Below are 18,408 nucleotides of genomic sequence, written 5' to 3' on the forward strand. Positions count from 1 at the left end.
GACGAGGACACCGGCCAGGCAGAGATCGACCCCCGCCGACAGCCGTCGTGAGGGACGTGAATAGTGTGATTTTGGCCCACCACCGCCGAGGGCAGGGAAGGACGAGCAGGAGACCACGATGACGCTCTCGCCTTACGCACCCATTATCGGGCTGTTCGCCCTCGCCGCGGCGTTCTCGCTGTTCTCCGTGGCCGCCGCCCGCTTCGCCGGCCCGCGCCGGTACAACAAGGCCAAGCTCGAGGCGTACGAGTGCGGCATCGAGCCCAGCCCGCAGCCCGTCGGGGGCGGCCGGTTCCCGATCAAGTTCTACCTGACGGCGATGCTCTTCATCGTCTTCGACATCGAGATCATCTTCCTCTACCCCTGGGCGGTCTCGTTCGACGCCCTGCCGATCTTCGGCTTCGTGGAGATGGTCCTGTTCATCGTCGCGGTCTTCGTCGCGTACGCCTATGTGTGGCGGCGCGGCGGCCTGGACTGGGACTGAGGGAGGTACGTCAGATGGGTATCGAGGAGAAGCTTCCCGCCGGCGTCCTGCTCACCTCCGTGGAGAAGCTGGTCAACTGGTCGCGGAAGTCGTCCGTCTGGGGCGCCACCTTCGGCCTGGCCTGCTGCGCCATCGAGATGATGGCCGCCGGTGGCCCGCACTACGACATGGGCCGCTGGGGCATGGAGGTGTTCCGCGCCTCGCCCCGCCAGGCGGACCTGATGATCGTCGCCGGCCGGGTGAGCCAGAAGATGGCCCCGGTGCTGCGCCAGATCTACGACCAGATGGCCGAGCCCCGCTGGGTGCTCTCGATGGGCGTCTGCGCCAGCAGCGGCGGCATGTTCAACAACTACGCCATCGTGCAGGGCGTCGACCACATCGTCCCGGTCGACATGTACCTCCCGGGCTGCCCGCCCCGGCCGGAGATGCTCATCGACGCGATCCTCAAGCTCCGCGAGAAGATCATGTATGAGCCGCTGGGCCCGAACGGTCGCAAGATGCTCCAGGCCCGCCAGGAGCGCGGCGACGTCCCCGTCGTGCCGTACGGCTCGATGCCCTCGTCGTACCGCAACGACAAGGCCCGCCGCGCCGAGTGGACCCGGGCGGTCCGCGAGGGGCGCGAGGAGCAGTTGCGGATCGAGAACTGGATGAACGCGCAGAACCACCTCCACCCGCACGGGGGCCCCAAGTGACCGCACCGAACGACAGGAACAGCACCGGCGGCGTGCCCGTGCCGGTGACGCCGGCCGGCGCCACCAGCGGCGCACCGGCCGAGCACCCGCCGTCCAGCCCGGCCGGGCGCGGCATGTTCGGCATCCACGGCACCGGCGACGTCTCCGGCTTCGGCGGCCTGGTCCGCCAGCAGCGGCCGATCGAGGACACCCCCCGGCCGTACGGGGGCTACTTCGACGAGGTCCGCGACGCGCTGGAGGAGGCGTACCCGCACTTCGGCGACGCGATCGAGAAGGTCGTGGTCGACCGGGGCGAGCTGACCCTGCACGTACGCCCGGAGCGCATCGCCGAGGTCTGCCAGGTGCTGCGCGACGACCTCGCGCTCCGCTTCGAGCTGTGCTCCTCGGTGTCCGGGGTGGACTACCTGGGCGCGGACGAGCGCCGGCTGCACGTGGTCTACCAGCTCACCTCGATGACCTACCGCCGCCGGCTGCGGCTGGAGGCCGCGGTCTCCGCCGAGGCCCCGCACCTGCCGAGCGTCACCGCCGTCTACCCGACCGCCGACTGGCAGGAGCGGGAGACGTACGACATGTTCGGCATCGTCTTCGACGGCCATCCCAACCTGACCCGGATCCTCATGCCGGACGACTGGGAGGGGCACCCGCAGCGCAAGGACTACCCGCTCGGCGGCGTGCCCGTCGAGTACAAGGGCGCGGAGATCCCGCCGCCGGACCGACGGAGGTCGTACCAGTGACGACGTCGAACTACGCCACCGAGCGCGAGACGACCGAGGGCAAGGTCTTCACCGTCACCGGTGGGGACTGGGACCAGGTGGTCTCCGGCACGGACCCGATCAACGACGAGCGGATCGTCGTCAACATGGGTCCGCAGCACCCGTCGACCCACGGCGTGCTCCGGCTGATCCTGGAGCTGGAGGGCGAGACCGTCCGGGAGGCCCGGTCGGTCGTCGGCTACCTGCACACGGGCATCGAGAAGAACCTCGAATACCGCAACTGGGTGCAGGGTTCGACGTTCGTGACCCGGATGGACTACCTCTCCCCGATCTTCAACGAGACGGCGTACAGCCTCGCGGTGGAGAAGCTGCTCGGCATCACCGACGACATCACCGAGCGGGCCACCACGATCCGGGTCCTGATGATGGAGCTCAACCGGATCTCGTCGCACCTGGTCTGGCTGGCCACCACCGGCATGGAGCTGGGCGCGATCTCGATCATGCTGTACGGCTTCCGCGAGCGGGAGTACATCCTCGACATCTTCGAGACCATCACCGGCCTGCGGATGAACCACGCGTACGTCCGGCCGGGCGGCGTGGCGCAGGACGTCCCGGACGACGCGATCCGCAAGATCCGCGACTTCCTGAAGATGATGCCGAAGAAGCTCAAGGAGTACGAGGACCTCCTCTCCGGCCAGCCGATCTGGACCGAGCGCACCAAGCACGTGGCGGTGCTCGACGTGACCGCCTGCCTGGCGCTGGGCGTCACCGGCCCCGTGCTGCGCTCCGCCGGCCTCGCCTGGGACCTGCGCAAGACGATGCCGTACTGCGGCTACGAGTCCTACGAGTTCGACGTGCCCACCCACCCGGACGGCGACGTCTGGGGCCGCTACCTGGTGCGGCTGGCCGAGATCCGGGAGTCGCTGAAGCTCGTCGAGCAGGCGCTGGACCGGCTCAAGCCGGGCCCGGTGATGGTGGCCGACAAGAAGATCGCCTGGCCGGCGCAGCTCGCCATCGGCGTGGACGGCATGGGCAACTCGCTGGAGCACGTCGCCAAGATCATGGGCCAGTCGATGGAGTCCCTGATCCACCACTTCAAGCTCGTCACCGAGGGCTTCCGGGTCCCGCCGGGCCAGGTGTACGTCGGCATCGAGTCGCCCCGGGGCGAGCTGGGCGTGCACGCGGTCTCCGACGGCGGCACCCGGCCCTACCGGGTGCACTACCGGGAGCCGAGCTTCGTCAACCTCCAGGCCCTCCCGGCGATGGCCGAGGGCGGCCTGATCGCCGACGTGATCGCCGGCGGCGCCTCGCTGGACCCCGTGATGGGTGGTTGTGACCGATGACGACGACTTTCACTGAGCAGACGCGGGAGCGGGCGCGCGAGATCATCGCCCGCTACCCGGCCGACCGGTCCCGGTCGGCGCTGCTGCCGCTGCTGCACCTGGTGCAGTCGGAGGAGGGGTACGTCTCCCCGGCCGGCGTCGAGTTCTGCGCCGAGGTGCTCGGCCTGAACAAGGCCCAGGTCGGCGCGGTCGCCACCTTCTACACGATGTACAAGCGTCGGCCGACCGGTGACTACCTGGTCAGCGTCTGCACCAACACGATGTGCAACGTGCTGGGCGGGCAGGAGGTCTACGACACCCTCGCCGAGCACCTGGGCGTCGGGCACGACGAGACCACCGCCGACGGCAAGGTCACCCTGGAGCACGCCGAGTGCCTCGCGGCCTGCGACTACGGCCCCGTCATGACGGTCAACTACGACTTCTTCGACGGCGTCGACCCGCAGACCGCGGTCGGGGTGGTCGAGGAGCTGCGGGCCGGCGGCCGGCCGATGCCGACCCGGGGCGCGCGGCTCTGCACGCTGAAGGAGATGTCGGTGCAGCTCGCCGGCTTCGCCGACGAGCGCGAGGGCGCGGTCGCCGACGGCGGCCCGGGCGAGCCCACCCTGCGGGGCCTGCGGCTGGCCGAGCAGCACGGCATCTCGGTGCCGGGCTACGACCCGAACACCCCGATCCGGAGCAAGGCCGAGGCCGACCGGGCCGCCGCCGAGGCCAAGGCGAAGGCCGAGGCCGAGAAGGCCGCCGCCGAGGCGAAGGCCCAGGCCGCGAAGCCGGCTCCGGCAGCCGAGCCCGAGCCCGCGCCGGCCGCGCCCGGGGTGGCGGTGCCGGTCGACGGGGCGCCCCCGGTCCCGCGCGACGCCCAGCAGGCCCAGGCCGCGGGCGCCGCCGCGAACCCGCCGGCCGGCGACCGCAAGCCCGCCGGCGACGACGCCGAAGCCCAGGAGCGCTCCCTCAAGGAAGCGGAGGCCCAGCAGTGACGACTCCCCGGCCGGAGACCCTGGCCAAGCTCACCCCCGTGCTCACCAAGCGTTGGCTGTCGCCGGACGCCTGGCGGATCGGCACCTACGAGAAGCTCGACGGCTACGCCGCCCTGCGCAAGGCGCTCAAGGCGCACCCGGACGACCTGATCCAGCTCATCAAGGACTCCGGGCTGCGCGGTCGCGGCGGCGCGGGCTTCCCGACCGGCCTGAAGTGGGGCTTCATCCCGCAGGGCGACGGCAAGCCGCACTACCTGGTGGTCAACGCCGACGAGGGCGAGCCGGGCACCTGCAAGGACCTGCCGCTGATGACCCACGACCCGCACTCGCTGGTCGAGGGCGTGATCATCGGGTCGTACGCGATCCGGGCCAGCCGGGCGTACATCTACATCCGGGGCGAGGCGGTGCACGCCGCGCGCCGGCTGCGCAGCGCCGTCCAGGAGGCGTACGCCAAGGGCTACCTCGGGCGCAACATCCTCGGCTCCGGGTTCGACCTGGACCTGGTGGTGCACTCGGGCGCGGGGGCGTACATCTGCGGTGAGGAGACCGCGCTGCTGGACTCGCTGGAGGGCTTCCGGGGCCAGCCCCGGCTGCGCCCGCCGTTCCCGGCGACCCACGGCCTGTACGCCAGCCCCACCGTGGTCAACAACGTCGGCACCATCGCCAGCGTGCCGTACATCGTGCTCGGCGGGGCCGACTGGTGGAAGACCATGGGCACGGAGAAGTCGTCCGGGCCGATGATCTACTCGCTCTCCGGCCGGGTCGCCAACCCCGGCCAGTACGAGTGCACGATGGGCGTCACGCTGCGCGAGCTGCTGGAGCTGGCCGGCGGGATGCAGCCGGGCCACAACCTGCGGTTCTGGACCCCGGGCGGCTCGTCCACCCCGCTGCTCACCGCCGAGCACCTGGACGTGCCGCTGGACTTCGAGGGGGTGGCGGCGGCCGGCTCGATCCTGGGCACCACGGCCACCCAGCTCTTCTCCGACCAGGACTGCCCGGTCTACGCGACCTACCGGTGGCTGGAGTTCTACCACCACGAGTCGTGCGGCAAGTGCACCCCGTGCCGCGAGGGCAACTACTGGATGGTCCGGGTCTACCGGCGGATCCTCGCCGGCCAGGGCACCCACGAGGACCTGGACACCCTGCTCGACACCTGCGACAACATCCTCGGCCGCTCGTTCTGCGGCCTGGGTGACGGTGCGACCAGCTCGGTGACCTCGTCGCTGAAGTACTTCAAGCAGGACTACCTCGACTACATCGAGGGACGTACCGCGCCGAAGCTGTCGGACAAGCAGCTGGTGGGAGCGCACTGATGACCGACGTAGCCAAGCAGACCGAGACCGTCACCCTCACGATCGACGGCGTCGAGGTCACCGCACCCAAGGGCGCGCTGCTGATCCGGGTCGCCGAGCAGCTGGGCACCGAGATCCCGCGCTTCTGCGACCACCCGCTGCTGGCCCCGGCCGGCGCGTGCCGGCAGTGCCTGGTCGAGGTGGAGGGCCAGCGCAAGCCGGTGGCCTCCTGCACCCAGACCGTCGCCGAGGGCATGGTGGTGCGCACCCAGCTCACCTCGCCGGTCGCCAAGAAGGCGCAGGAGGGGGTCATGGAGCTGCTGCTCATGAACCACCCCCTCGACTGCCCGATGTGTGACAAGGGCGGCGAGTGCCCGCTGCAGAACCAGGCGATGTCCACCGGCCGCACGGACTCCCGGTTCCACGAGCACAAGCGGGAGTACCCCAAGCCGCTGCCGATCAGCACCCAGGTGCTGCTCGACCGCGAGCGCTGCGTGCTCTGCCAGCGTTGCACCCGGTTCTCCGAGGAGATCGCGGGCGACAAGTTCATCGACCTGATGGGCCGGTCGTCCGCCGAGGAAATCAACATCTACCGGGACGAGGAGTACGGCGCGGAGGCCGGCGAGGACAGCGGCGACGTCCCGTTCAACTCCTACTTCTCCGGCAACACCGTGCAGATCTGCCCGGTGGGCGCGCTCACCGGCGCGCAGTACCGGTTCCGGGCCCGCCCGTTCGACCTGGTCTCCAGCCCCAGCGTCTGCGAGCACTGCTCGGCCGGCTGCGCCCAGCGCACCGACTGGCGGCGCGGCAAGGTGCTGCGCCGGCTGGCCGGCGACGACCCGCAGGTCAACGAGGAGTGGAACTGCGACAAGGGTCGCTGGGGCTTCCAGTACACCCGCGCGTTCGACCGGATCACCAACCCGCTCGTGCGCGACGCCGAGACCGGTGAGCTGCGCGAGGCGTCGTGGAGCGAGGCGCTGACCGTCGCCGCCGAGGGGCTGGCCGCGGCCCGGGACTCCGCCCGGGGCACGGCGGTGCTGACCGGCGGCCGGCTCACCGTCGAGGACGCCTACGCGTACGCGAAGTTCGCCCGGGTCGCCCTGCGCACCAACGACATCGACTTCCGGGCCCGGCCGGTCTCCCGCGAGGAGTCCGACTTCCTGGCCAGCTCCGTCGCCGGGCGCACCGACGTCACCTACGCGGACGTGGAGAACGCCCCGGCCGTGGTGCTCGTCGGCCTGGAGCCGGAGGAGGAGTGCCCGATCCTCTTCCTGCGGCTGCGCAAGGCGTACCTGAAGAAGAAGCTGACGGTGTACGCGATCGCGCCGTTCGCCACCCGCGGCCTGGAGAAGCTCGGGGCCAAGCTGGCCCGGGTGGTGCCGGGCGAGGAGGCGAGCGTGCTCGCCGAGCACGCCACGGTGGCCGAGGCGCTGAGCACCCCCGGCGCGATCCTGATCGTCGGCGAGCGGCTGGGCGAGGTGCCCGGCGGCCTGTCGGCGGCGGCGGACGTGGCCCGGCGTACCGGCGCGAAGCTGGCCTGGGTGCCGCGGCGCGCGGGCGACCGGGGCGCGGTCGACGCGGGCTGCCTGCCGAACCTGCTCCCCGGCGGCCGCCCGGTCACCGAGCCGGCCGCGCGGGCCGAGCTGGGCGAGGCGTGGGACATCCCGGCCGGCGTGATCCCGAGCCAGGCCGGCCGGGACACCGACGCCATCCTCGCGGCGGCGGCGGGCGGTCAGCTCGGCGCGCTGGTGGTCGCCGGCGTCGACCCGGCCGACCTGGCCGACCCCCGGCTGGCCGAGCAGGCCCTGGACGCGGTGCCGTTCCTGGTCAGCCTGGAGCTGCGGATGAGCGCGGTGGCCCGCCGGGCCGACGTGGTCCTCCCGGTCGCCCCGGTGGTCGAGAAGGCCGGCAGCTTCCTGGACTGGGAGGGCCGCCTGCGGCCCTTCGAGGCGGTCCTGCACACCGCCGCGATGACCGACGGCCGGGTGCTCGACGCCCTCGCCGCGCTGCTCGACGTGCAGCTCGGCACCGGCGACGTGCTCAGCGTCCGCCGCGAGCTGGGCAGCCTGCCGCCGACCCGGGCCGACCGGCCGTCCACGCCGTCGGTGCAGCCGGCCACGGTGCCGCAGCCCGGCGCCGGGGAGGCCGTGCTGGCCACCTGGCACCAGCTCGTCGACCTGGGCAGCCTGACCGACGGCGACGAGCACCTCGGCGGCACCGCCCGCCCGCCGGTGGCCCGGCTGGGCAAGGGCGCCGCGGAGGCCCTCGGCGTGGCCGACGGCGACCCGGTGACGGTGGGCACCGACCGGGGAGCCATCACCCTGCCGGCGGCGATCACCGAGATGCCCGACGGCGTCGTCTGGCTGCCGACCAACTCACCCGGCTCCACCGTCCGGCGCGGCCTCGGCGCGACGTCCGGCACGGTGGTGCGGATCTCCGCCGCCACGGCGACCGGACCGGCCCCGGCCGGCGAGGTCGCCGCCGACGCGGCCGGCCGCCCGGGTCCCCTCCTCAACACCGGGGGTGTTTCCCAGTGAACGCGGTCTACCTCGCGCAGGACCCGACGCTGGCCGACTTCGGCAAGGACCCGTGGTGGCTGGTCCTGATCAAGGTCCTGTTCGCCTTCGTCTTCGGCCTGCTGGCCACGCTGCTCGGCGTCTGGTTCGAGCGGCGGGTCGTCGGCTACATGCAGGTGCGGCCCGGCCCCAACCAGGTCGGCCCGTTCGGCCTGCTGCAGACCCTCGCCGACGGCCTGAAGATGGCCTTCAAGGAGGACATCCTCCCGAAGGCCGCCGACAAGGTCGTCTACTTCTTCGCGCCGGTCATCTCGGTGGTCTGCGCGGTCACCGCGCTGTCGGTGGTGCCGTTCGGCCCGATGGTGAGCATCTTCGGCCACCGGACGCCGCTGCAGGTCACCGACGTGCCGGTGGCGGTGCTGGTGCTGCTGGCCTGCTCGTCGCTGGCCGTCTACGGCATCGTGCTCGGCGGCTGGGCGTCCGGGTCGACGTACCCGCTGCTCGGCGGCCTGCGCTCCAGCGCCCAGATGATCTCGTACGAGGTCGCGATGGGGCTGAGCATCGTGGCGGTGTTCATGACCGCCGGGACGATGTCGACCAGCGGGATCGTCGCCGCCCAGGGCGACGCCACCCGGCTGACCATCGCCGGCACCGAGATCCCCGCCCCGGGCTGGTACGCGATCCTGCTGCTGCCGAGCTTCATCATCTTCTTCATCGCCACCGTCGGTGAGACCAACCGGGCGCCGTTCGACCTCCCCGAGGCCGAGTCGGAGCTGGTCGCCGGCTTCATGACGGAATACAGCTCGCTGAAGTTCGCGCTCTTCATGCTCAGCGAGTACGTGGCGATGGTGACCATGTCCGCGGTCACCACGACGCTGTTCCTCGGCGGCTGGCGGGCCCCCTGGCCGATCACGCTGTGGGCGGACGCCAACACCGGCTGGTGGCCGATGCTCTGGTTCTTCGGCAAGGTGCTGGCGCTGGTCTTCGTCTTCGTCTGGCTGCGGGGCACCCTGCCCCGGCTCCGCTACGACCAGTTCATGCGGTTCGGCTGGAAGGTGCTGCTGCCGATCAACCTGGTCTGGATCCTGGTCCTGGCCGGCCTGCGCTCGATCGAGGGCTGGCAGACCCGGGACCGGCTGCTCGCCACGGGCCTCGGCGCGGGTGTGCTGCTGCTGGTGACGCTGCTGTGGCCGAGCCGCAAGAAGGAGCCGCGGCCGACGCTGCAGGAGCAGGTCAACAGCCGCCCGCACGGCAGCTTCCCGCTGCCACCGATGGACCTGCAAGTGCCACCGAGCCCGCGCACCAAGCGCGTGGTCGCCGAGCGGGAGCCGGCCAACATCGCCGCCGGCTCGGACTCCAGGGAGGTGTGACGTGGGCGCGATCACCGGAACGTTCAAGGGCTTCGGGGTCACCTTCTCGCACATGTTCAGGAAGGTCGTCACGACCGACTACCCGTTCAAGCCGCCGGTCTCGGCGCCGCGCTACCACGGGCGGCACATCCTCAACCGGCACCCGGACGGCCTGGAGAAGTGCATCGGCTGCGAGCTGTGCGCCTGGGCCTGCCCGGCCGACGCGATCTACGTCGAGGGCGGGGACAACACCGAGGAGAATCGGCTGTCCCCGGGTGAGCGGCACGCGTCGGTCTACCAGATCAACTACGCCCGCTGCATCTTCTGCGGGCTCTGCATCGAGGCCTGCCCGACCCGGTCGCTCACCATGAGCAACGAGTACGAGCTGGCCCGGGACAACCGGCAGGACCTGATCTTCACGAAGGAGCAGCTGCTCGCGCCGCTGCTGCCGGGCATGGAGCAGCCGCCGCACCCGATGCGGCTCGGCGACAGCGAGAAGGACTACTACGTCGGCGCGCTGAGCAACCCGGGCACGTCGGCCGGGGCCGAGCACGCGGCGAACAGCCCGGGTCGCTACCAGGTCGAGGAGCACCCCGGGGTGACCTTCCCCGGCGCCGAGCAGCAGGCCCAGCGGGCGGCGGCGGGCAAGGGGGACGAGGCATGACCACGCAGACGGTGCTCGCCGCGGCGGGCGGGGTCTCCGGCGGCGAGGAGGTCACCTTCTGGATCCTCGCCCCGCTGGCGCTGCTCGGCGCGATCGGCATGATCGCGGCCCGCAACGCCGTGCACTCGGCGCTCTGGCTGGTGCTGACGATGCTCTGCCTGGGCGTCTTCTACGTCCTGCAGGCCGGGCCGTTCATCGGCATGGTGCAGATCATCGTCTACACCGGCGCGATCATGATGCTCTTCCTGTTCGTGCTGATGCTGGTCGGCCGGGACTCCTCGGACTCGCTGATCGAGACCCTGCGCGGCCAGCGGGTCGCCGCCGTGGTGCTCGGCCTCGGCTTCGCCGGCCTGGTCGGCGGCGGCCTCTACCGGGGCCTCGGCGGCGTCTCGGCCGTCGGCCTGGAGCAGGCCAACGCCGAGGGCAACGTGCAGGGCATCGCCCGGCTGCTGTTCACCAAGTACGTCTTCGCCTTCGAGCTGACCTCGGCGCTGCTGATCACCGCGGCGGTCGGCGCGATGGTGCTGGCGCACATCGAGCGGCGTCGGGAGGACAAGATGGACCAGATCGCCACCATGAAGGCCCGCTTCGCCCCGGGCAACTACCCCGGCCCGAAGCCCGGCCCGGGTGTCTTCGCCACCTCGTCCTCGGTGGCCACGCCGGCCCGCCTGCCCGACGGCCGGCTGACCGAGCGCAGCATCCCGGAGATCATGCCGGCCCGGGAGATGACCGCCGAGGAGACCACGCTGAAGGGGACGGACCGGTGACCCCGGACTACTATCTCGTGCTCGCCGCGGTGCTGTTCACCATCGGTGCGGTGGGGGTGCTCGTCCGCCGGAACGCGATCGTGCTGTTCATGTGCGTCGAGCTGATGCTGAACGCGGCCAACCTGACCCTGGTCACCTTCAGCCGGATCAACGGTGACCTGAACGGCCAGATCATGTCGTTCTTCGTGATGGTGGTGGCCGCGGCGGAGGTCGTGGTCGGCCTCGCGATCATCATGTCCATCTTCCGGACCCGGCGCTCGGCCAGCGTCGACGACGCCAACCTGCTGAAGTACTAAGGGGCCCTGCGGTGGGAACGATTCTGATGAACGCCCCGGCTGAGCCGGCAGGTGACGTCGCCTACGCTGCGGCGAGCGGCCTGCTGGGCAGCTTCTGGCTGCTGGTGGCGATTCCGCTGGCCAGCGCGGCGGTCCTGCTGCTGCTGGGGCGGCGGGCCGACCGGTGGGGGCACTGGCTCGGGGTGGCCGCGATCGGGGCCGCCTTCGTGCTCGGCCTGACCTACTTCTTCCAGCTCCGTGGCCTGGAGAACAAGTCGGCGGAGCTGAGCCTGTGGGACTTCATCGCCGTCGGTGACCTGCACGTGGACTTCGGCCTGCTGTTCGACCCGCTGGCCGCGGTCTTCGTCCTGCTGATCACCGGGGTGGGTTTCCTGATCCACCTGTACGCGGTCGAGTACATGGCGCACGACGAGGGTCGGCGGCGGTTCTTCGCCTACTTCAACCTCTTCGTCGCCGCGATGCTCCTGCTGGTGCTCGGCAACAACTACGTGATGCTCTACTTCGGCTGGGAGGGCGTCGGTCTGGCGTCGTACCTGCTGATCTCCTTCTGGTACGGCCGGCCGAGCGCGGCCACCGCCGGCAAGAAGGCGTTCCTGATGAACCGGGTCGGCGACGCCGGCCTGGCCATCGGCATCTTCATCATGTTCGCCACCCTCGGCACCACCCAGTACGACGAGGTGTTCAACGGGGTCGGCTCGCTGACCGGCACCACGGTGCTGGTGCTCGGCCTGCTGCTGCTGCTCGGCGCGGCCGGCAAGTCCGGCCAGTTCCCGCTGCAGGCGTGGCTGCCGGACGCGATGGAGGGCCCGACCCCGGTGTCGGCGCTCATCCACGCCGCCACCATGGTCACCGCCGGCGTCTACCTGATCGCCCGGTCCAACCCGGTCTTCTCGGCCAACTCGACGCTCCAGCTCGTGGTGGTCAGCGTCGGCGCGCTGACCCTGCTGCTCGGCTGCATCATCGGCGCGGCCAAGGACGACATCAAGCGGGTGCTGGCCTGGTCGACGGTCAGCCAGATCGGCTACATGTTCCTCGGCGTCGGCCTCGGCGGCGGGGCGTACGCCCTGGCGATCATCCACCTGCTGGCGCACGGCTTCTTCAAGGCCAACATGTTCCTCGGCGCCGGCTCGGTCATGCACGGCATGAACGACCAGGTGGACATCCGCCGCTTCGGCGGGCTGTCGAAGTACATGAAGGTCACCTGGATCACGTTCATGATGGGCTGGCTGGCCATCATCGGCCTGCCGCCGCTGTCCGGCTACTTCTCCAAGGAGCCGATCATCGTCGCCGCCTTCACGCGGGACGACTGGACGGCGTGGCTGTTCGGCGGGGCGGCGCTGCTCGGCGCGGGGCTCACCGCGTTCTACATGACCCGGCTGTTCGTCCTCACCTTCCACGGCCCGAAGCGGTGGACCGAGGACATCGAGCACCCGCACGAGTCGCCGAAGCTGATGACGATCCCGCTGATCCTGCTGGCGATCGGCTCGGTGGTCGCCGGTGGCCTGATGGTGTGGAACGACGGCCTGGCCTCCTGGCTGACGCCGGTGCTCGGCGAGGCCGGCGAGGAGCACCACGCCGTGCTGTCGCACACGGTGATCACGATCCTGTCGCTGGTCGTCACGATCGCCGGGGCCGGGCTCGCCTGGTCGCTGTTCCGCAACGGCACGGCCACCGAGCCGCAGCCGGCGGGTGTGCTGGTCACCGCCGCCCGGCGCAACCTCTACACCGACGCCTTCAACGAGGCGGTCTTCGAGAAGCCGGGGATCTTCCTCACCCGGGCGCTGGTCTTCCTCGACAACCGGGGCATCGACGGGCTGGTCAACGGCCTCGCCGCCGCCGTGGGCGGGGGCTCCGGCCGACTCCGGCGGCTGCAGACCGGCTTCGTCCGGTCGTACGCGACGTCCATCCTGACCGGCGCGCTGCTGGTGGTGGCGGCGTTCCTGGCCGTGCAGGCGGGGTGGCTGGCGTGATCGACCTCTCTACGGCCGCCCCCGCCGGCGGACCACGCAGTGACGACGGAGGTAAGGCCGCATAATGTCCAACTTCCCGTTCCTCTCGGTGCTGACCGTGGCGCCGCTGGTCGGCGCGCTGGTCGTGGCCGTCCTGCCGCGCCGCCGGCCGGAGCTGGCCAAGCAGGTGGCCTTCGGGTGGTCGCTGCTGGTGCTCGCGCTGTCCGTGGTCATGTGGCTGGCGTTCAAGACCGGCGGTGAGCGGCTCCAGTTCCGCGAGTCGTACACCTGGATCCCGCAGTGGGACGCCCGGTTCACCTTCGCCGCCGACGGCATCGCCCTGGTGATGCTGATGCTGATCGCGGTGCTGGTGCCGCTGGTGATCCTCGCGTCCTGGCACGACGCCGAGTCGTCGAAGCGCTCGATCCCGGTCTACTTCGCCCTGCTGCTCGTCCTCGAATCCACGATGATCGGCGTCTTCGCCGCCGCCGACGTCTTCCTGTTCTACGTGTTCTTCGAGGTCATGCTGGTGCCGATGTACTTCCTGATCGGCAGCTACGGCGGCCACCAGCGGCAGTACGCGGCCGTGAAGTTCTTCCTCTACTCGCTGGTCGGCGGCCTGTTCATGCTGGCCGCCGTGATCGGCCTGTGGGTCGTCGGCGGGAAGACCTTCGACTGGCAGGCGCTCACCCAGATCGACATCTCCACCGGGACCGAGCGCTGGCTGTTCCTCGGCTTCTTCCTCGCCTTCGCGATCAAGGCGCCGTTCTTCCCGTTCCACACCTGGCTGCCGGACGCCGGTGGGGCCGCCCCCGCCGGGGCCGCCGCGCTGCTCGTCGGCGTGCTGGACAAGGTCGGCACGTTCGGGATCCTGCGCTACTGCCTGCCGCTGTTCCCGGAGGCGTCGAAGTGGTTCGCCCCGTACGCGCTCGCGCTCGGGGTGATCGGCATCATCTACGCCGCGCTGCTGGCGGTCGGCCAGAACGACCTGAAGCGGCTGGTGTCGTACACCTCGATCGCGCACTTCGGGTTCATCGGGGTCGGCATCTTCGCCTTCACCACGCAGGCCGGCACGGGCGCGGTGCTCTACATGCTCAACCACGGCCTCGCCACCGGCCTGCTCTTCCTGGTGGTGGGCATGCTGGTGGCCCGGCGCGGCTCGGCCCTGATCAGTGACTTCGGCGGCGCGGGCAAGCTGGTGCCGCTGCTGGCCGGGGTGCTCTTCTTCGCCGGCCTCGCCTCGCTGGCCCTGCCCGGCACCGCGCCGTTCGTCTCCGAGTTCCTGGTGCTGATCGGCACCTTCACGGTGAACAAGCCGGTCGCGGTGATCGCCACGCTCGGCATCATCCTGGCCGCCGCGTACGTGCTGTGGATGGTGCAGCGGACGACCCAGGGCACCCTCAACCCGGCCCTGACCGAGGTCGAGCCGATGCGCCGCGACCTCAACCTGCGCGAGAAGGTCGTGGTCGCGCCGCTGATCGCGCTGATCGTGCTGCTCGGCTTCTATCCCAAGCCGGTCACCGATGTCATCAACCCCGCCGTCCGGGCCACCATGGAGGACGTCGGCAGGACCGATCCGGCCCCTGAGGTCGGCGGTGTCGTGCAGGAGGCCGCGAAGTGACCGAGCTCAAGTTGCCGTCGATCGACTACGCGGCGCTCGCTCCGATCCTGATCATGCTGGGCGCCGCCCTGCTGGGCGTGCTGGTCGAGGCGTTCGTGCCCCGCAAGCACCGCCACCTCGTGCAGCTCTCGCTGGGGCTGCTCGCGGTGCTCGCCGCGCTGGTGATGGTGATCTTCAACGCCGACGACCGGCTGATCACCGCCGGCGGCGCGCTCGCCGTGGACGGGCCGACCCTGTTCCTGCAGGGCGCGATCCTGGTCCTCGCCGCGATGTCGCTGCTGCTCATCGGCGAGCGTTCGGTGGAGCGGGGCGGGGCGTTCGTCGCCCAGGCCGCCGTCACCGCCGAGTCGGTGGAGGACCGGCGGCAGGCCGAGGGCAGCAACGGGGCGACGGAGGTCTACCCGCTGGCCAGCTTCGCCATCGGCGGCATGCTGATCTTCGTGGCGGCGAACGACCTGCTGACCATGTTCATCGCCCTGGAGGTCTTCTCCCTGCCGCTCTACCTGCTCTGCGCGCTGGCCCGTCGCCGGCGGCTGCTGAGCCAGGAGGCGGCGATGAAGTACTTCCTGCTCGGCGCGTACGCCTCGGCGTTCTTCCTGTTCGGCGTGGCCCTGGTGTACGGCTTCACCTCCGGCATCCCGGGCCGCCCGGCCGGCGTCGACTTCGCCACCATCCACGCGGCGGTCGGCGAGTCCCCGGCGAGCCAGGTGCTGCTCTTCGCCGGCATGGCGCTGCTCTCCATCGGCCTGCTGTTCAAGGCCGCCGCCGCCCCGTTCCACGTGTGGACCCCCGACGTCTACCAGGGTGCCCCGACGCCGGTCACCGGCTTCATGGCGGCCTGCACGAAGGTCGCAGCGTTCGGCGCCCTGCTGCGGGTCTTTCACGTGGCGTTCGCCGGGGCGGCGTGGGACTTCACCCCGGTCCTCGGCGCGGTGGCGGTGCTCACCATGCTGGTCGGCGCGGTGCTGGCGGTCACCCAGACCGACATCAAGCGGCTGCTGGCCTACTCGTCGATCGCCAACGCGGGCTACCTGCTGGTCGGGGTGCTCGCGCCGAGCCGGGACGGGCTCGCCGGCACGATGTTCTACCTCGCCGCGTACGGCTTCTCGGTGCTGGCCGCGTTCGCGGTGGTGACCCTGGTCCGCGACGCCGACGGGGAGGCCACCCACCTGTCCCGCTGGGCGGGGCTGGGGAAGCGCTCGCCGTTCTTCGCGGCGGTCTTCACCTTCATCCTGCTGGCCTTCGCCGGCATCCCGCTCACCAGCGGGTTCATGAGCAAGTTCGCCGTCTTCGCCCCGGCCCTCGACGCCGACCAGGCGTGGCTGGTGGTGGCCGGCGTGCTGACGAGCATGGTGCTCGCGTTCCCGTACCTGCGGGTCGTGGTCATGATGTGGCTGTCCGAGCCCGGGGAGTCCACCCCGACGGTGACGGTGCCGGGCGGCCTGACCTCGGCGGCGCTCATGATCGGCGTGCTGGCCACGCTGGTGCTGGGCGTCGTGCCGGGCCCGCTGCTCGACCTCGCCAACGGCGCCGCCGAATTCGTGCGATGACCGACCTTTCCCCGCGACGGGGCCGGTACGCGACAGCGTGCCGGCCCCGTCGCCGCATCCCCGCCCCGGAGCAGGTCGAACGGGTGTGGCATGGTGGATAGCGTGGTGAATCCGGCTGGCGAGCGTTCAGGTGCCACCGGCTCCGCTCGGCGGGGTCGGGAGAGCATGGGTCAGTTCGGCGCGCTCGGCCTGCACCTAGCCGATGCCCGCGTCGAGGCGTCCGTGTTGGGCCTGCTGGAGTCCGTCGAGGCGGAGCTGCGGGCCACCGTGACGAGCGCCGACCCGCTGGTGACCGAGGCCGCCCGGCACCTCGTGGACGCCGGCGGGAAGCGGTTCCGCCCGCTGCTGGTCGCGCTGGGCGCCCAGTTCGGCGATCCGGCCGACCCCCGGGTCGTCTCCGCCGCCGTGGTGATGGAGCTCACCCACCTGGCGACGCTCTACCACGACGACGTCATGGACGAGGCCGCCGTGCGGCGGGGCGCCCCGAGCGCCAACTCCCGCTGGACGAACTCGGTGGCGATCCTGGTCGGCGACTACCTCTTCGCCCGCGCCGCGGACCTCTCGGCCGATCTGGGCCCGGAGGCGGTGCGGCTGCAGGCGCGCACGTTCGCCCGCCTGGTGCACGGCCAGATCGCCGAGACGGTCGGCCCCCGGGACGGGCAGGACCCGGTGGCCCACTACCTCGGCGTGATCGCCGAGAAGACCGGCTCGCTGATCGCCACCTCGGCCCGCTTCGGCGGCCTGTTCTCCGGGGCGTCCGCCGCGCACACCGAGGCCCTGGCGGGGTACGGCGAGACGATCGGCGTCGCCTTCCAACTCTCCGACGACCTGCTCGACATCGCCAGCGAGTCGGTGCAGTCGGGCAAGACACCCGGCACCGACCTGCGCGAGGGCGTGCCGACCCTGCCGGTGCTCTACGCGCTCGCCTCCGACGACTCCGACGCCGCCTCGGTGCGGCTGCGGGAGATCCTGGCCACGGGCCCGCTCGTCGACGACGCCCTGCACGCCGAGGCCCTCGGCCTGCTCCGCGAGTCCCCGGCGCTCAAGCGCGCCCGGGAGACCGTCCGCAGCTACGCCGAGGAGGCCCGGGAGCAGCTCGCGCTGCTGCCGGAGACGTCGTCCCGCCGTGCGCTGGAGTCCCTCTGCGACTACATCGCCGACCGCACCGGCTGACCCTTCCCGGGTCCCGGTGCGGGTTCCGCGAACCCTTCGCGAGTCCGACTCGGACAACTCACCGTGTCGCTCGACGCACTGACCGTTTAGGATGATCTGGCAGCGTCGACCCGAACAGGCATTTCGCCGGACGCCTGGATTTCATATGGTGTAAGTCCCCGGCGGCGGAGGTGGTTGTGCGCGACCCCTTGGCGGAACCTTCGGACCTCATCCGGAGTGTCTCCCGCGCGCTACGCGTGCTCGAATCGGTCGGTCGCGCCCCGAAGGGGCTGACCGTCAAGCAGATCGCGCGGCGCTGCGAGCTGACCGTGGCCACCACCTACCACCTGGTCCGCACGCTGGCCTACGAGGGCTACGTGATCCGCCGGGAGGACGGCACGTACATCGTGGGGCTGGAGATCGCCGACCGCTACCGCGAGCTGGTCACCGCGTTCCGCGGGCCCGCGGCGGTCGGGGAGTGCCTGCGCCGCGCCGCCCTGGACACCGGCTACAGCCACTACCTGGGGCGCTTCGTCGGCGGCCAGGTCGCCGTGACCGCCGTGGCCGAGGGGCACCGCTCCCCGCACCTGGAGGACCTGGTCCCCGGGTTCGACGAGGGCGCGCACGCGACCGCGCTCGGCAAGGCGCTGCTGGCCACCCTCACCGCCGAGCAGCGCTTCCGCTACCTGCGGGAATACGGCATGCGCCCGTTCACCAACGCCACCCTCACCACCCCCGAGGCGTTCGAGGCGGACGTGGCGGCCGGCGACCGCCGGGGCATGCAGCTGGAGCTGGGGCAGTTCCGTCAGGGCGTCGCGTGCGCCGCCGTGCTGGTCATCCCCGACAAGGACATGGAACGGCGGATGGTGCTGGCCTGCTCGCTGCCGGCCAGCGAGATGATGACCTCCGCCCGGGTGGTGCGGGCCAAGCTGCTCACCGCCGCCCGCGCCATCGCCGACGCCGTCGCCGCCGAGGGCTGAGCCGGCCCCGCCGAGAACTGAGCCGGCGTCGTCGAGGACCGACGCCGTCGCCGTCGAGAGCCGAAA

Annotated in this window: 16 protein-coding genes; all 16 read left to right on the forward strand. The window is 71.2% G+C overall.

Translation table 11 applies throughout. The annotated features are described in order from the left end of the window. Window positions 1–118 precede the first annotated feature (118 nt). Window positions 119–484 carry an NADH-quinone oxidoreductase subunit A gene (locus tag TK50_RS03430; protein WP_043961418.1) on the forward strand — a complete coding sequence of 122 codons (366 nt, stop codon included), beginning with the start codon at window positions 119–121 and terminating at the stop codon, window positions 482–484. A 14-nt stretch (window positions 485–498) separates the two neighbouring features. Continuing rightward, window positions 499–1,176, forward strand: a complete 678-nt coding sequence (locus TK50_RS03435) for a NuoB/complex I 20 kDa subunit family protein (RefSeq protein WP_007074124.1) — start codon at window positions 499–501, stop codon at window positions 1,174–1,176. Continuing rightward, window positions 1,173–1,910, forward strand: a complete 738-nt coding sequence (locus TK50_RS03440; RefSeq protein WP_043961422.1) for an NADH-quinone oxidoreductase subunit C — start codon at window positions 1,173–1,175, stop codon at window positions 1,908–1,910. Before TK50_RS03435 ends, TK50_RS03440 begins: the two co-directional genes overlap by 4 nt. Continuing rightward, window positions 1,907–3,232, forward strand: coding sequence for an NADH-quinone oxidoreductase subunit D (locus TK50_RS03445; RefSeq protein ID WP_043961423.1), 1,326 nt, complete (start codon window positions 1,907–1,909; stop codon window positions 3,230–3,232). The genes TK50_RS03440 and TK50_RS03445 overlap by 4 nt, the downstream gene beginning before the upstream one ends. After that, on the forward strand, window positions 3,229–4,206 hold the full coding sequence (gene nuoE / locus TK50_RS03450) for an NADH-quinone oxidoreductase subunit NuoE (protein WP_043961425.1): 978 nt from the start codon (window positions 3,229–3,231) through the stop codon (window positions 4,204–4,206). Before TK50_RS03445 ends, nuoE begins: the two co-directional genes overlap by 4 nt. Continuing rightward, a complete protein-coding gene (gene nuoF, locus TK50_RS03455; protein ID WP_043961427.1) occupies window positions 4,203–5,519 on the forward strand; it encodes an NADH-quinone oxidoreductase subunit NuoF in 1,317 nt (438 codons plus the stop codon). Before nuoE ends, nuoF begins: the two co-directional genes overlap by 4 nt. Then, window positions 5,519–8,035, forward strand: a complete 2,517-nt coding sequence (locus TK50_RS03460; RefSeq protein WP_043961429.1) for an NADH-quinone oxidoreductase subunit G — start codon at window positions 5,519–5,521, stop codon at window positions 8,033–8,035. Before nuoF ends, TK50_RS03460 begins: the two co-directional genes overlap by 1 nt. After that, on the forward strand, window positions 8,032–9,384 hold the full coding sequence (gene nuoH / locus TK50_RS03465; protein ID WP_043961431.1) for an NADH-quinone oxidoreductase subunit NuoH: 1,353 nt from the start codon (window positions 8,032–8,034) through the stop codon (window positions 9,382–9,384). The genes TK50_RS03460 and nuoH overlap by 4 nt, the downstream gene beginning before the upstream one ends. 1 nt (window position 9,385) lies before the next feature. After that, on the forward strand, window positions 9,386–10,027 hold the full coding sequence (gene nuoI / locus TK50_RS03470) for an NADH-quinone oxidoreductase subunit NuoI (protein WP_043961432.1): 642 nt from the start codon (window positions 9,386–9,388) through the stop codon (window positions 10,025–10,027). Continuing rightward, window positions 10,024–10,794 carry an NADH-quinone oxidoreductase subunit J gene (locus tag TK50_RS03475; RefSeq protein WP_043961434.1) on the forward strand — a complete coding sequence of 257 codons (771 nt, stop codon included), beginning with the start codon at window positions 10,024–10,026 and terminating at the stop codon, window positions 10,792–10,794. Before nuoI ends, TK50_RS03475 begins: the two co-directional genes overlap by 4 nt. After that, the gene (gene nuoK, locus TK50_RS03480) at window positions 10,791–11,090 is read left to right on the forward strand and encodes an NADH-quinone oxidoreductase subunit NuoK (RefSeq protein ID WP_007074133.1); all 300 of its coding nucleotides are present in this window, start codon (window positions 10,791–10,793) and stop codon (window positions 11,088–11,090) included. The genes TK50_RS03475 and nuoK overlap by 4 nt, the downstream gene beginning before the upstream one ends. A 26-nt stretch (window positions 11,091–11,116) precedes the next feature. Beyond that, the gene (gene nuoL, locus TK50_RS03485; protein ID WP_043961436.1) at window positions 11,117–13,060 is read left to right on the forward strand and encodes an NADH-quinone oxidoreductase subunit L; all 1,944 of its coding nucleotides are present in this window, start codon (window positions 11,117–11,119) and stop codon (window positions 13,058–13,060) included. 64 nt (window positions 13,061–13,124) lie between these two features. Further along, window positions 13,125–14,660: an NADH-quinone oxidoreductase subunit M gene (locus TK50_RS03490; protein ID WP_043961437.1), complete on the forward strand. Its 1,536-nt coding sequence runs from the start codon at window positions 13,125–13,127 to the stop codon at window positions 14,658–14,660. After that, the gene (nuoN, locus tag TK50_RS03495; protein WP_043961439.1) at window positions 14,657–16,210 is read left to right on the forward strand and encodes an NADH-quinone oxidoreductase subunit NuoN; all 1,554 of its coding nucleotides are present in this window, start codon (window positions 14,657–14,659) and stop codon (window positions 16,208–16,210) included. The genes TK50_RS03490 and nuoN overlap by 4 nt, the downstream gene beginning before the upstream one ends. Window positions 16,211–16,300: 90 nt before the next feature. Further along, window positions 16,301–17,383 carry a polyprenyl synthetase family protein gene (locus TK50_RS03500; RefSeq protein ID WP_043961440.1) on the forward strand — a complete coding sequence of 361 codons (1,083 nt, stop codon included), beginning with the start codon at window positions 16,301–16,303 and terminating at the stop codon, window positions 17,381–17,383. Window positions 17,384–17,559: 176 nt separating this feature from the next. Further along, on the forward strand, window positions 17,560–18,342 hold the full coding sequence (locus TK50_RS03505; protein ID WP_043961441.1) for an IclR family transcriptional regulator: 783 nt from the start codon (window positions 17,560–17,562) through the stop codon (window positions 18,340–18,342). Window positions 18,343–18,408 lie beyond the last annotated feature (66 nt).

The organism is Micromonospora haikouensis, from assembly GCF_000876225.1.
Lineage (GTDB): Bacteria > Actinomycetota > Actinomycetes > Mycobacteriales > Micromonosporaceae > Micromonospora > Micromonospora haikouensis.